We start from the raw sequence: 13,954 nt of genomic DNA on the forward strand, positions 1-13,954 counted from the left end.
TTTTGCCTGTAGCTCTAGCTTGCTAAATACGATCACGGCTTAATGACGTTTGATAAAAAGGGTGGGGAGATATCTTCACCCCTTTTTTATGCTGATGAAGAGGGTGTTGATTGAGCTATGAGATTCGGTCTCGTTTGTTTTTTCTTAAAATAATAAACCTGTTATGAATGGTTTTCTTTAGACGTTAAAGATGTGCTAAAGGACTGCGATGAGTAATGAACAAGAGATAGCGAAGGCACGGGAATACTTTCCGCGTGGTCTTTTTCAACCGGAAGGGACGTTTCGTTTTTCAATGGATGCCTTGTTGCTGGCTAGATTTGCGGGCGCAGCAAAGTACCGGTCTGCTGTTGATCTTGGTACGGGCTGTGGCGTTATCGGCCTGACTATGCTGCTTGAAAACGAGCGGCTTGTTGTGACAGGGGTTGAGTTACAGCAAGTGTTGCTTGATGCTGCAAAGCAGAATGCGGAGCATTTGGGCGTTACAGAGCGATTTAACGGTGCGTTGGCTGATGTCGGGGCGATTCGTGCATGCGGGCTCGCGGCTGAAAGCGCTGACGTAGTTGTTTCAAATCCACCGTATCGTAGACAGAATCAAGGACGTCACGCAGCTACACAAGAGAGGACGTGTGCCTTATTTGAAACAGAGGGAGCGCTTGCAGCGTTTGTGCAGGCAGCGGCTTTTCTGGTAAAGAATAAGGGAGCATTCTGCTGCATATTTCCTTCGGAACGTCTTGAAGAGCTTATGGACGCTTGTTCGCAGAACAAATTAACCCCTAAGCGTATGAAATTCATTCACAGCAAGGCAGATCAAAACAGTACGCTGGTATTGCTTGAAGCCCGAAAAAACGGTAATTGCGGTGTAGTAGTTGAATCTCCGCTTGTTATGTACAGCGGCATGGGCGACAGCACAGCCCTTACTGACGGGACATTGGAATATTGCCCATATTTGGAATGTAATGCACGCGGGCGGTAGCCCTCAGGAGCGCGTATGATCGGTATGTATCGTAGAAGAGAACGTCTGCTTTCAACAGAAAACAACTCAAAACCTGTTATTGTTTCTTTTGAACAGTCTCGGATGGACGGTGGTTTTACTTCATCTGTATCTGCGTCCGCCTGCGTTGATACCATTAGCAAGCATCCTCTTAACTCGCTTCTCGTTTCCGGAGGATTTGCACGAACCTATGGGCTCACATTTCCCTCTTCACTTCCGCTTGTTGTACAGCTTTCTTTAGCAAGCAAGCATGCAGTGCCGTCTTGGAACCGCACGGTTGTCTGCTCTGTTCTTGAAGCCTTACGTTCCGGAGCCGATGCCGTTGCTCTGCAACTTGCTATAGGCAATGAATATGAAGAAAAGATGCTTCTGGACTTCGGTAGTATTAGCGAGGAGGCTCATTCTTATGGTTTGCCTGTACTCCTTTCAATTTACGCTAAAGGTGACCGCATCGTTCAAGAGTATGACCGCGCGCTTATCGCAGATTCAATAATGCTTGGCAGTGAGCTCGGTGCAGACATTATAGCTGTTCCTTACTCTGGGCATCCGGAAAGCTTTGCACAGGCTATTACTGAAGCAAGCGCGCCTGTGCTTTTAACAGGTACCCATGGAGCTGCAACATTTGATGGCTACTGCACGTCCGTCGAAAACGGTCTTGCCTGCGGTGCTGACGGCGTTATTGTGCCTTTCCAGATTCTTCCTAAGGATAAGCAGATTGAAAGCTTAGAACGCATTCAGAGCATTGCAAAGCTGCCTGAGGAGTCTAAGGAAGACGATGTTTAAAATAGCAGTACTTTTCTTCGTGATCGTTTGGATCATGAGTTTTTTTATGAGCAAACGACGTAAGGTGATTCGTGATTCGAATCATCTCTTTCAGCTCATAATCAGTGCTGCCATTATTTTTAGCGGCATAACCATGCTACGCAACTCTGAGCTTGCGGCTAACACGCCGCTTTATTTTCTTTCGCTTGCCATCCTTTTCGGCAGTGCATGGTTCATTGCGCGCTTGTTGCTGAACCTTGTGACTCGTCGCAAGTAATGACCATGCGACTTATTTGCCTCCGGCGGCTTAAGACCCTTTTGCAAGAGGTCCTTAAGAATCTCCAGAAACCTTTAAGGGCGAAGACCGCCCGTTGTTTATGGTGTTGGTAGCCGCAAGGGGATTATCTTTCTGTGATAATTTGTGAAGCGAAAAGGGCTGTCCCTCATATGAGGAACAGCCCTTTTTTATTCAACGAAAGGTAGTGGAGCATAAGCCGCGAAGTTACGTAAAAAACGTGCTGATATCGCAGCTAAAAGTTTTAGGAGATTCTTAAGAAGCCCTTTTTCAAAAGGGTTCTTAAGCCGCCGGAGGCAATATCACCTTACAGTTTCTGCCTGTAATTCAGCGATTGCCGTAGCGTTGCTTTATCCACAAACTTTACGTCTGAACCGAGAGGAATACCTTGCGCCAGTCGGCTGACATTGATGTGCGGGAACTCCCGTTTTACGAGCTCCTTGATGTAGGAGACGGTGTTTTCCGCTTCAATGGTAGTGCCAAGTGCGAAGATAATCTCGGTAATGCTGCCTTCGAGAAGGCGCTGTTTCAGTTTATCCAGCTCCAGCTGTTCGGGAGTAACATTTTCCAACGGTGCGATGAGGCCGCCGATGATAAAGTACTGCCCGTTGTAGAAGCCGCCTTCTTCAAGTGCGAGCATAGCATCCCATTCCGGAACGATACACAGGGTATCTGTTGCACGGCTTTCGTTGATGCAAATGGCACAAGGGTCGGTATCTGACAAAGCACCACATCTGTCGCATAGGTGCAGCTTGTCTCGCAGATCATGGATATTCTGTCCAAGATCGCGGGTTTGCTTTTCCGGCCACTTAAGTAGCGTCATTGCAAGCCGTTGTGCGGACTTAGGACCGAGCCCCGGCAGCTTGGAGAGCTGTCCAACTAGAACTTTAAGCGGTTCAGGAAGCTGTTGCACTGGTAATCCTGACTTAGAACATGCCTGGGATGTTCATGCCGCCGGTAAGGGCGCCCATTTCGCTTTCAGCCATTTCTTTGGACTTGCGAAGTGCGTCGTTGGTTGCAGCAAGTACGAGATCCTGCAGCATTTCTACGTCTTCAGGGTCTACAGCGTTTTTGTCGATAGTAATAGAACGGATTTCTTGCTTACCGGTACATACAACGGTGATCATGCCGCCGCCAGCAGTGCCGGTTACTTCACGTTCTGCAAGTTCGTCCTGAAGTTTGGTCATTTTTTTCTGAAGCATCTGAGCCTGACGAAGCATATCGTTCATTCCACGCATGGTAGTCTCCTTGAGAATGTTATCTTTTTTATAAGCAGGATAGAATCCTGCATTGTTGTATGGTGATGGGGAGCCTTAATGACATCCCTACATGCTTGCCGGAAGGTATTATTTCCGGCTTGGGTCGTCTTTATGTTTGAACGTAAGCAACTCTGCCCCCAACTCTTCTTTAAGAAGCAGTGCTGCCGGGTCCGATTCAATTTCTTCTTTTAATTCGTGATAGCTGCGCGCCTCTGTGGCTGGCTCTATTAATGTTACGGTTTTTGTACCGTACCATTCATTGGCTTTACGTGTAAGTCGAGCGATGATGTCTTTGTCATTTAACATATCGTACTGGGTGCGTCCTGCAGCAGTAATCTGCAAGGTGTCACCGACACGTTTACCGGTAGCCTTAGCGAGGTATTGTAAACTCTTGCCGCCCGTCTCGTCCTGCTTTTGACAGGACTCTAAGAATTCGCTCCATCGGGTAAGATCGGACGGCTGATTATTACTTGATCCATCTCCTCCGCCGGATGGCGGGAGGTCCGGTGGCGGTGAGCTCATACTGTGGTTCGCTCCGCCAAGTTCCGGTGGCAATTCCGCAGGAGGAATATCCATAGGGGGCATAGACGGCTGCATACTATTTTGCATTTGTGGACGCTGTTGCTGTTGCCTATGTGGTGGCTCCTGCCGATGAGGAGGTTGCTGACGTTGTGCCTGTTGCCTGTGTGGCGGCTGTGCTTGTGATGGCGCACTTTGCTGTACAGGAGCCTGCTGCGGTTCCACCTGCTGTCGCATTTGTGGAGCGGCTTGCGGCGTCATCTGCGTAGGAGCCTGTGGTGCTGTTGTCGGGGCACTCTGTTGAGGTGCTGGACGTTGTCCTGCTGCTTGCTGTGGAGTACCTGTTCCACGGGAAAGCGTTTCTGTAGAAATAAGTTTGGGCAGGAATGCAAGGTTCAGCAGCAGCAATTCAAGCGCCATTGCTGGCTCAAGGCTATTCAAGACGCGACGCTGACCTTCTAGAGTCAACTGCCAGCAGGCATGTACATGAGACAAGGCAAACTGCGGTGCCAGAGCAAGCCATTGTTGGGCTTCAGCTTCTGGAAGATTTAGCAGGGGCAGCGCTTGTTCGCCTGCCTGTTTTAGCATGAACAGGTTGCGCCATGTGTTGCCAAGTTCGCGAAGGAAGAAGCCGATATCAACGCCTTGTTCGAGGATGTCGCGGATAACCTGAGAAAGGGCGACAACGTCCTGATTTTTCATGGCCTCCATAACGCTGAAGAACAGTTCCTGTCCTGCAAGGCCAAGAATAGAACGGACATCTGCCACTTCAAGGCGATCATTCCCCAGAGCAAGAACCTGTCCAAGCAGGGACATGGAGTCACGCACTGAACCTGCTGCGCGGCGTGCGATAAGACGCACGGCTGCGGGATCGTATTCGCGTTTTTCAAGCTCAAGAATTTTGGTCAGATGATCTACAAGTTCCTGTTCTGTGAGCATCTTGAATGTGTAGTGCTGACAACGGCTAATGATGGTGATCGGGAACTTATGCGATTCTGTGGTGGCGAGGATAAAAGTGACGCCTTTTGGCGGTTCCTCAAGAGTCTTGAGCAGCGCGTTGAATGCGTCACGGGTGAGCATGTGTGCTTCGTCGATAATGAAAACTTTGTAACGCCCTTCCATTGCTGCATAGCCGATGGATTCACGCAGTCTACGTGCATCGTCGATACCACGGTTGGAAGCACCGTCAATTTCCACCACATCTACATGCATGCCCTGTGTAATTTTTTTGCAATGTTCGCACTCATTGCACGGCTCGTTTGTCGGAGCGTTCTTGCAGTTAAGTGCTTTTGCGAAAATACGGGCAATGGTTGTTTTACCAACACCGCGTGTGCCGCTGAAAAGGTAGGCCGGAGCTACTTTGTCTTCTTTAGCTGCACGGGAAAGAACAGATTTTACTGTTTCCTGTCCGGCAACGTCGGCAAAGCGTTGAGGTCTGTAGGCTGTGGTTAATGCTGCTGTACTCATTATGGTCCTGCAAATTTCAAAAATTTGGGATTCGTGTGCCCTGTGAATGCGTACTTAAAACGGGGAATACGCAAAAAGAACTACAACTAGACACGCTAAAAAAAAAATAGGCCAAAGGCAAGGTGAACCCTTGGTATGGATGGTTTTGTTCATTATTTTTCGGCTCATGAAATTATGAGAAAAAAGAAGCCCTACACTGTTGTGATTGTTGGTGTTACTGCATCGCTTATGTTTTTATGTGTACTTTTTACAACATATTACTATTAGAAGTGGCTAAGGCGGTGCAAAGTGTCGTTGTAAAACCATGATTAACGGGGTTTAGTTTTTAGGTAAAATAACGTAGTTTCCCTTTGAAATGAGCAGCATAGTGCTGAGCTGTATGTATGTTTTTCTCGAGTGATGAATGAACAGGCGATCTTTTTTACGACATATTTGTATTGCATCGTTGATGACAATACCATGCGATGTGCTTGCTGCACCGTTGCTTGAGAAAAAGCCTCAAGAAAAACGCGGACAGTTTGATTTGCATGTAAGAGACTACATTTCCAAGATGAGTCATTTTGATTCTGTACATCCTGATGACATTGTGCTGATGGGTGACGACTTGGCATTGCTTAAAGCGTGTACTGCAAAGCTTACTCGCGTAATGCGTACTGTAGGATACGGAAATTTTAACCTTATCAGTATTGATGAGGCGTTTACTTTTGGGAAACAATATTCACGTATTGGCGCGTTTTCCGAGAAAGAAAAAGTATTTCTTGAAAAGGTTTTTTACTATGATGCCAGTAAATTAGGTTTTTATGGTGATAAGCCTATTACTGCATTTACACAGAAAATTAATCGGAAGAATGTCATTAAAATTCGCTACAGCGGGCACTATCTCTTTAAGGGACACCCATATGAGGTATGGAAAGAGATTAAAAGTGCCCTTTCTTCTGATGTAATTCTGACATCAGGTGTGCGCGGAGTTGTGAAGCAGTTCCACCTGTTTCTGATGAAAGCGAGCAGTAACGGTGGCAACTTGTCTTTGGCTTCGCGATCACTGGCTCCTCCAGGCTATTCCTTTCATGGCATCAGTGATTTTGATGTGGGACAGAGAAAATACGGTAAGTTTAACTTTACCTCACGTTTCACAGAGACACGCGTCTTCAGCAAATTAAACGAACTTGGTTATTTGACACTGCGTTACCCCAGAGGAAATCTGCTGGGAGTACGGTACGAACCCTGGCATGTTAAGGTAAGCTCATAATGCGACTGTTACTATCTTTCATCCTTATTACTCTGACCGCGATTTCAGCTTTTGCGCAAAATCCATTGGATTTTTCATTGCATAAGCTCGGTAATGATCCCAATGGGCCGACAATTCTTGTTGTTGGTGGAATTCAAGGTGATGAGCCGGGTGGCTTTAGCGCTGCGGGAATGCTTGTATCTCATTATGAAATCACTAAAGGTAATGTATGGGTTGTTCCTAACTTAAATTTTTTAAGCATTATTAAAAGTTCTCGTGGTTCATATGGTGATATGAATCGTAAATTTGCGGCGCTGGATAAGAATGATCCAGATTACCGTTCAGTACAGCGGATAAAAGAGATTATTCGTAATGAGCAGGTTGATCTTGTTCTTAACCTGCATGATGGCAGCGGGTTTTATAATCCAAAGTACTTAGATAAGCTTCATAACCCTCGATTCTGGGGGCAGTGCGTCATTATTGATCAGAAAGATATTGAGCATCCGTTGTTCGGAAATTTGGAAGTGATGGCTGAATCTGCTGTAAAAAAGGTAAATGCAGGTTTGCTTAAGAAAAGCGATAAGTTCCATTTAAAAAACACCCGTACGCGTGAAGGTGACCATGAAATGGAGAAGTCGCTTACGTACTTTGCTGTTAGGCATGGTAAGCCTGCCTTTGGTATCGAGGCTAGCAAGTCGTTCCGAACACCCACACGTACTTACTACCATCTATCCGTGCTTGAGTCATTTTTGAAACAGGCGGGTATCGAGTTTTCCCGTGATTTTGATATGAATCCACGTTCGATTAAGCAGGCCATGTTCAGCCAGGTAACGCTTGCTCTTTATGGAGGTAAGCTTCAGCTCGATCTCGACAATGTTCGCAAGTATCTTAATTACGTTCCCATGAACAAAAGTCTAGCCAGCAAGTTTGAAGCATCCAAGCCGTTGTTAACCATGGTTGATGCCCCCAATGGGTATAAAATATACTATGGAAATAGGAACTTGACGAATTTGTTGCCTCAATTTTTTGAGTTTGACGATAGCCTCTCATCTTTGCAGGTAGTTGTAGACGGACGTTCACAGGAAGTGCCTATGGGCACTATTATTGACGTGGACAGTCATTTCAGCGTTAACTCACTTAAAGGGTATCGCGTTAACATTATCGGGTACGTTGCACCGAATAAAGGTGCAGAGTCTGACGTGCTTGTGCGCAAAGAAGATCTTACAACACGTTTTTCGCTCGACAAAAGCGGTCGTATTTACCGTGTTGAAACATACCGTGGTGATAAGTTCTCCGGTATGGTGCTTGTCAGGTTTACTAACAACAACGCTGTTGCTAGTCGCTAGTTGCTAGTGGGGTTACATTTGCCTCCGACGGCTTAAGAACCTCTTGCAAGAGGTTCTTAAGAATCTCCAGAAACCTTTAAAGGCGAAAGTCTTTCGTTTTTTTATGACGTTGGAAGCCGCAATGAGGCTACCCTATTGCTCCTAAGCAGGAAATACTATTTCGTTCATAACAAAAAAGGGTTGTCCTATATAGCTAGGGCAACCCTTTATGTATTTAATGAAAGGTAGTCGAGCATAAGCCGCGAGGGTAGATAAAATGCGTGGTTATCTCGCAGCTAAAAATTTTAGGAGATTCTTAAGAAGCCCTTTTATAAAAGGGTTCTTAAGGCCTCGCTGGCAAGCGCCGCCGGAGGCATTGTGAACGTTTAATCCATAGGGCGTTCAAAAACTTCGAATGGAATAGTCTGCTGCATTCCTTTGAGGAAGGCACGCATTTCTCGTTCCTGATGCGGAGAGAAGGTAATTTTGAGCACGCAGTCGTAGTTATCGACTACGGATGCGTAGCCGAGGTTGTCTTGTGCTTCGAGCAGAAAGCGAAACATGCCGATGTATTTCTTTTCGATTTTTGCATACAGCATGCTGGACCAGCTAGGTGCTGGTAAAGGTGGACGTGGTTTTCTAGTACGTTTTTTAGCCATGTTTAATCCTCGGATGTGGAAAGTGGCTCATTTCAAAATCCTTGTCAATAAAGCGTTGTGAGGCAGTTTTGTAATCATAAAACGTAGCGATAGGTTTTTGCTAACTCAAAAACACTTTGCTATTATGGCAACGTTGGACACTAACGTACTGGAGAAATGAGTATTACCACTTTCTTAGAACTCAAAAATGTTACCCGTAGATTTTCTGTAGAGCAGCCTTTGTTTTCAGCTGCTCCAAGAGAGCTTATGGCCGTAAAAGACGTCAGCTTATGTATCGAAAAAGGTACAACACTGGGGCTGGTGGGCGAGAGCGGCTGTGGCAAATCTACGTTGGCAAAAATTGTTGCCCATTTGCTTCCACCTTCTTCCGGTGATGTTTTGCTGGAAGGAGAGTCTATCTGGCATGGAAGTCATGAGGTTATCCATTCATTACCGCGTCGTATTCAGATGATCTTTCAAGATCCAGTGTCGTCTCTGAATCCCCGAAAAAGCATTGGTAAAAGCATTCAGGAAGCACTGGATGTACACCGTGTCGGCAGCTCAGCAGACCGCAAGAAAGCTGTAAATGAGTTGCTGGAACGTGTTGGGATGCGTGCCGAACACTACGGTCGCTATCCACATGAGTTTTCCGGCGGACAGCGGCAGCGAATAGCCATTGCGCGTGCACTGGTGCTGAATCCGGATTTTATTGTTTGTGATGAAGCTGTTTCTGCGCTGGACGTTTCCGTTCAGGCCCAGGTGTTGAATCTGCTAGCTGATTTGCAACATGACTTCGGTCTGACGTACATGTTTATATCGCATGATTTAGCGGTGATTGGACATGTAAGTGACGTTATCGCCGTAATGTATCTTGGGCGATTGGTAGAACTTGCAAGCACGCAGGATCTGTTTGACAAAGCATTGCACCCATACACTCAAATGTTGCTTGATGCCGTCCCTGTACCAGTTCCGGGACGACGTAGTGTTGGTAGTAATCAAACTGGAGACTTGCCAAGTCCGCTGGCTCCTCCTGCAGGTTGCCCTTTCCATCCACGATGTAAACAGGCAATGCCAGTGTGCAGCAAAGTACTCCCACAATGGTTGGAAATTGATAAAAACCACCATGTATTGTGTCACTTATACGCGTAAGTGTCGATTGTGAAAAAAGTCACTTGACGTACGGGCATCTAATGACCATAGTTATTGGTACCCATTCAGTGGGAGAAACAGAGAAAGGAGTGCCACATGGCGGTTACAGAATTTTCTAAGGCAGTTAAATCTATCAGCGAAGTTCTTATTTTTGAGAACTGGTTACGCTTCTACTTCATTAGCGAAGAGGAAGATGGCAAGCTCTTCATACGTATCCCTGAAAAGGCAGACATGCGTATCCGTGAGAACTGGCCGCATATTCATTCCCTTGCTGATGAGCTTAACAACAAAGAAATCACTCCCGAAACCTCCCGTGAAGCAATCGTTGTACACGTTTCAAACGAGTTAGATGGTAACAGCATGAAAGCAGGCATGGCAGAGCGTGTTTTCAACAGCAATACCTTCCAGTTCGAAATGCATCTTTTCAGCATGTGGGTTGAAGGACATGAGTCTCAGCTGGATCAGAGCTTCCTTGACTTTGGCAACTGGCTTTCCATGTATTCAGAGTGGAAAAAGTCTGACAAAGTTAAAAGCTACATTGATGAAACCCGTGAAAAGATGAAAGCAGCTGAAGCCGCTACAGCAACGGATACTACCACGAAGGAGCAATAGTAACCGCTGCATCACAGCTATTTGTAAAAGCGCAAAAAAGCAGGCGATGGAAAAATTCTATTGCCTGCTTTTTTGTGTTTTGTGCAGAAAACATTTTTCAGCGCAGCAAGATTGGCTTTGCACAATGCTGCTTATAGTCTCGTAATGGAGCTGAGCAGGTTTAATCATAAATAAAAAAGGCGTTTCCCTAAGGAAACGCCTTATGTTCATATGCTAAAGAATAGCTATATTACTTGATGAGTTTGAACTCGGCACGACGGTTTTTAGCCCATACTGCTTCAGTAGTACCCTGAACAGCTGGACGCTCTTCACCGTAAGAAACGATTTCGAGCTGAGTTGCAGGTACGCCAAGAACGATCAGGTAATCCTGAACAGCACGTGCGCGGCGTTCACCAAGTGCGAGGTTGTATTCGGAAGTACCGCGGGAGTCAGTGTGGCCTTCGATAAGAACACGCATCATATGGTACTTTTTAAGCATCATAGCATTGTGCTTGAGCACTGTGCGGTACTCAGCCTTAATGTCAAATTTATCAAAGTCGAAGTAAATTGGTGCGTCAGCCATAACTACAGCTGCTGCTGCCATTTCTTCTGCAAGCTGTGCTTCCTGTGCCTGAGAAGCTGCGTCTATTGAAGCAGTGTCGTTGTCAACTGGAGCTTCAACAACAGCGGAGCCAGAGGCATTTTCAGGGGTAACAGCTACCTGTTTCTTAGCACAACCGAAGCTCATGGCCATAACCATGATGAGCAGCAGCGCCAAACCGAATCGTTTCATCATTGCATCCTCCTAAAGTTTGCAAAAAAGGACTCTGGCGATAGAATCGCTTTTATAGCAAGCATTTAAAAACCGATTTGAACAGCATGAATATTTTATATTACGACAATGCGCCCTAATATCCTATATTCTTGAAAAATTCAAAAAAACTCCGTCCATTTCTTACACGGTTTCAGGCTGTTGGCAAGTGCGATAACACTTAGAATGGAAATGTTACCGAGCTGACCCAGCCGGAACCATGCCCCATGCTGGCAGAGTTGCTTCTCCACGGCCGGTTCTTACAATCCTTGGAGTCCCCCCGTGGCGGGTAGTAAGATATATTTTGTATTCGCCGCTGCGGTTAGATGAGAAGGCTACAAAAAAGCCATCGGGACCAAAGGCAGGCGTTTCATCATTGCCTGGCCCGAAGGTAATCTGCTTTTCTTTGCCGGTGACGAGGTCAAGGGCAAAAATTCTGTGACCTTGCGGTGTCCTGCGTGCGAATACGACCAGTTCCCCATCAGGTGAAATTGACGGGCTGGTATTGTATTTGCCAGTTCGAGTAATACGGGTCTCTTTACCTGTTGTCAGGTCCTTGAGAAAGATGTGCGGGTTTCCGCGTCTGCTGGAAACAAACACCATCTTCGTCCCTGTAGCATCGAAGCTTGGAGAAACATCGATTGCCCAGTTCTGTACAAGAGTTTTTTCGCGTTTAAAGAGGTGGTTCAAAAGGTAAATGTCCGGATTGCCACCGGCAGCAAGACTGACTGCTACCTTGTTATCTGGCAAGAAAGCAGGGCCTATGATGGTGTTGCCCGGGAATTTAACTTTCTGCACTCGCTGGGTCAGGCGATCCCAGATTCCCAGAGAGTGGTATCTTTTGCCAATATGACTGAATAAAATGTATCGGCCGTCAGGTGACCATGTCGGTGACATGGCAAGCCCGGACATATTAGTCAGTCTGTTCAGTTCGCGACCTGTAGGTCGAACTGTCCAAATATCTTTCTTTTCAGGACTAGCTTTTTTTACGAAAGCAAGTGTGGAGAGGAAGAACTCACCACGTCCTGTTAACTTCTTCATCAAAGCAGAACAAAATCTGTCAGCTACGTTCGGAAGGTTTTCCGGTGTAAGTTCGGAGTACGCCTTACCTAGAACTAGCTTGCCTGTAAATACCTCAAATGCTCGTAACTCCACTCTTGGGCGTCCGCCTTCCGGCACTGCAGGCCAAACCTCAGTAACAAGCAGGTCTACGTTTGCGAGCTGGTACTTTTTAAAATCAATAGTTTTTCCGGTACCACCGGCTACGGTATTGCCGCCAAGGATGGTGTGATCTTTGATCAGCGAAATAAACGGCAGATAGTACAGGTTGTTGTTGATAAGTTTAGAGAGAGTTTCTGCGCTTTGCACAATTTGCGGGCTTGTTTGTGCTTGCGAGGGAATAACTGGTTTAGACTGGATGAGGTTTATGCTGTTTTGACCCGGTCCATAGATATCAATTTCCAATGAGCGGGCGCTGGCGGATGTTGCTGCAGCAAAAGCCATGCAGACCAGTAATGTCAGTATAGAAAGGCGCTTCATTATTTCCATCCAGACGTTATGTCAGTTAGTCTTCCTGACTGTTAAAGTTCAGGGTGATTTCGTTAAGATCAGGGTTTGGCGGCGTTGGTAATTGCTCTGTGTCAGCAATTGCGCGCAGTGTGGAAGAGTCGAAATCTGGACGCCCTGAAGAGTTTAAGAGCTTCGCGTCTAAGATTTCCCCTGAGTTAGAAATCATTATTCGTACCTGTGCAACAAGAGTGGTTCGTGTGGCAAGTTTCGGGTATCGCCAATTAGGTCTAATGGCGTCCATAACTGTTAATGCATATAAATCCTCAATGCTGCCTACAACACCATCTTGCGGTGTACCTTCAATACCTTGTTCAGCTTTTTTAGCATCTTCTTTTGCTACTGCTTTTTGTAAGGCCGCGAGTTCCTTTTCAAGATCATGCGCCTTTTTTTGGTTGTCTTTTTTTACAGCAGCTTTAGATGAAGCAAGAGCTTTTTGCAAAAGTTCTTCTGGGGTTGGTTTAGGTGGCGTTTTCTTTTTCGCCTTCTTTTTTTGTGGTTTTTCCTTGGTGTTAGCTTTTTTTACAGCTTCTTTTTTTGGCGGTTTTTTCTTTTTAGTTACCGCTTTCTTAGGCTGTTCCTTCTTTTTTACGCTAACAGGCTTTGCTTTTGGCTTGGGCTTGGCCTTTGCCGGTGCCTTCTGCTTCGGTGCTTCCTGCTTTGGAGCCTCTTTTTTCGGGGCTTCTTTTGCAGGGGCCTCTTTTTTCGGGGCTTCTTTTTGGAGCTTTGCCTCTTTGACGACCGTATTCGAGTGATTAGGGCGTGGCTTAGGTGCTTTTTGAGCCAGTTGCACAAGTTTAACCTTGTAAACCGGCACATCAAGCCGAACTTTAAGTGTAGAAGCAGGCCAATAGAGGATTGCGACAATGAGCCCTAAATGAAGGCATAGGGAGAACAACATACTCAAAAAGCGCATGTTACAAGTACCTATTTTTTTGCTGTCGCAGTTTCTGGGTTTTCAGCGAGAACTCCCAAATTATTGATGCCGGCACCTTTTATGATGCCCATGGCTTTTACAACACTTCCGTATGCTACGTGCTTATCTGCACGTAGGAAAAGTTGTTTATTTTGTTTTTTTACAAGACGTTCCAGATGCCCGGGAAGGTCTTGCTCTGTTACCGCATATTCATCAAGCATCATCTTACCGTTTTTATCAATTGTAAGTATCAGATGATCCTTATCTGATGGTAGCGCTGAGACTGTTTCTGTTTGCGGTAATTCAACGTCCAGCCCTTGCGTCATGAGTGGTGCTGTCACCATAAAGATGATGAGCAGAACCAGCATAACGTCTACAAAAGGCGTCACGTTAATTTCGGCTACAAAGCCTTTTTTATTTCCGAGAGATATTGCCAT

15 protein-coding genes are annotated in these 13,954 nt (G+C 46.1%); 7 read left to right on the plus strand and 8 right to left on the minus strand.

Going from position 1 to position 13,954, the window contains the following annotated elements:
• Positions 1 to 208: 208 nt before the first annotated feature.
• From BUR09_RS04910 to BUR09_RS04920, 3 genes are read left to right on the plus strand one after another with little or no spacing between them, the layout of a single operon-like run.
• Positions 209 to 973, plus strand: coding sequence for a tRNA1(Val) (adenine(37)-N6)-methyltransferase (locus BUR09_RS04910; RefSeq protein WP_074215850.1), 765 nt, complete (start codon positions 209 to 211; stop codon positions 971 to 973).
• A 15-nt stretch (positions 974 to 988) separates the two neighbouring features.
• Positions 989 to 1,774 carry a class I fructose-bisphosphate aldolase gene (locus BUR09_RS04915; protein WP_074215851.1) on the plus strand — a complete coding sequence of 262 codons (786 nt, stop codon included), beginning with the start codon at positions 989 to 991 and terminating at the stop codon, positions 1,772 to 1,774.
• Positions 1,775 to 1,820: 46 nt separating this feature from the next.
• Positions 1,821 to 2,030 (plus strand): hypothetical protein, encoded by a 210-nt coding sequence (locus tag BUR09_RS04920; RefSeq protein WP_139296738.1) that lies wholly within the window; start codon positions 1,821 to 1,823, stop codon positions 2,028 to 2,030.
• Positions 2,031 to 2,355: 325 nt separating this feature from the next.
• On the opposite strand, the gene recR is transcribed toward BUR09_RS04920, so the two are convergent.
• From recR to dnaX, 3 genes are all read right to left on the minus strand, one after another.
• On the minus strand, positions 2,356 to 2,961 hold the full coding sequence (gene recR / locus BUR09_RS04925) for a recombination mediator RecR (protein ID WP_074215853.1): 606 nt from the start codon (positions 2,959 to 2,961) through the stop codon (positions 2,356 to 2,358).
• 13 nt (positions 2,962 to 2,974) lie between these two features.
• Positions 2,975 to 3,286 carry a YbaB/EbfC family nucleoid-associated protein gene (locus BUR09_RS04930; RefSeq protein WP_074215854.1) on the minus strand — a complete coding sequence of 104 codons (312 nt, stop codon included), beginning with the start codon at positions 3,284 to 3,286 and terminating at the stop codon, positions 2,975 to 2,977.
• Positions 3,287 to 3,394: 108 nt separating this feature from the next.
• Complete coding sequence (dnaX, locus tag BUR09_RS04935) at positions 3,395 to 5,293, minus strand: DNA polymerase III subunit gamma/tau (protein ID WP_074215855.1); 1,899 nt, start codon at positions 5,291 to 5,293, stop codon at positions 3,395 to 3,397.
• 448 nt (positions 5,294 to 5,741) lie between these two features.
• Between dnaX and BUR09_RS04940 the strand changes: the two genes are divergently transcribed.
• Both BUR09_RS04940 and BUR09_RS04945 read left to right on the plus strand, forming a co-directional pair.
• Positions 5,742 to 6,542 carry a M15 family metallopeptidase gene (locus BUR09_RS04940; RefSeq protein ID WP_245796706.1) on the plus strand — a complete coding sequence of 267 codons (801 nt, stop codon included), beginning with the start codon at positions 5,742 to 5,744 and terminating at the stop codon, positions 6,540 to 6,542.
• On the plus strand, positions 6,542 to 7,867 hold the full coding sequence (locus BUR09_RS04945; protein WP_074215857.1) for a M14 family metallopeptidase: 1,326 nt from the start codon (positions 6,542 to 6,544) through the stop codon (positions 7,865 to 7,867). The genes BUR09_RS04940 and BUR09_RS04945 overlap by 1 nt, the downstream gene beginning before the upstream one ends.
• Before the next feature lie 365 nt (positions 7,868 to 8,232).
• Here BUR09_RS04945 and BUR09_RS04950 read toward each other — a convergent pair whose 3' ends face one another.
• A complete protein-coding gene (locus tag BUR09_RS04950) occupies positions 8,233 to 8,505 on the minus strand; it encodes a DUF4911 domain-containing protein (protein ID WP_074215858.1) in 273 nt (90 codons plus the stop codon).
• Positions 8,506 to 8,661: 156 nt separating this feature from the next.
• Between BUR09_RS04950 and BUR09_RS04955 the strand changes: the two genes are divergently transcribed.
• Positions 8,662 to 9,633 carry an ABC transporter ATP-binding protein gene (locus BUR09_RS04955; RefSeq protein WP_074215859.1) on the plus strand — a complete coding sequence of 324 codons (972 nt, stop codon included), beginning with the start codon at positions 8,662 to 8,664 and terminating at the stop codon, positions 9,631 to 9,633.
• Positions 9,634 to 9,729: 96 nt separating this feature from the next.
• Positions 9,730 to 10,245 carry a hypothetical protein gene (locus BUR09_RS04960; RefSeq protein WP_074215860.1) on the plus strand — a complete coding sequence of 172 codons (516 nt, stop codon included), beginning with the start codon at positions 9,730 to 9,732 and terminating at the stop codon, positions 10,243 to 10,245.
• 229 nt (positions 10,246 to 10,474) lie between these two features.
• Here BUR09_RS04960 and pal read toward each other — a convergent pair whose 3' ends face one another.
• The 4 genes from pal to tolR all read right to left on the minus strand — a co-directional run bounded on the left by pal (position 10,475) and on the right by tolR (position 13,954).
• Positions 10,475 to 11,020 carry a peptidoglycan-associated lipoprotein Pal gene (gene pal / locus BUR09_RS04965; protein WP_139296739.1) on the minus strand — a complete coding sequence of 182 codons (546 nt, stop codon included), beginning with the start codon at positions 11,018 to 11,020 and terminating at the stop codon, positions 10,475 to 10,477.
• Between the two features lie 210 nt (positions 11,021 to 11,230).
• Positions 11,231 to 12,574: a TolB family protein gene (locus tag BUR09_RS04970; RefSeq protein WP_084539342.1), complete on the minus strand. Its 1,344-nt coding sequence runs from the start codon at positions 12,572 to 12,574 to the stop codon at positions 11,231 to 11,233.
• A 25-nt stretch (positions 12,575 to 12,599) separates the two neighbouring features.
• Positions 12,600 to 13,517: a cell envelope integrity protein TolA gene (gene tolA / locus BUR09_RS04975; RefSeq protein WP_074215862.1), complete on the minus strand. Its 918-nt coding sequence runs from the start codon at positions 13,515 to 13,517 to the stop codon at positions 12,600 to 12,602.
• Positions 13,518 to 13,528: 11 nt separating this feature from the next.
• Complete coding sequence (gene tolR / locus BUR09_RS04980; protein WP_074215863.1) at positions 13,529 to 13,954, minus strand: protein TolR; 426 nt, start codon at positions 13,952 to 13,954, stop codon at positions 13,529 to 13,531.

The organism is Halodesulfovibrio marinisediminis DSM 17456, from assembly GCF_900129975.1.
Classification (GTDB): Bacteria; Desulfobacterota; Desulfovibrionia; order Desulfovibrionales; family Desulfovibrionaceae; genus Halodesulfovibrio; species Halodesulfovibrio marinisediminis.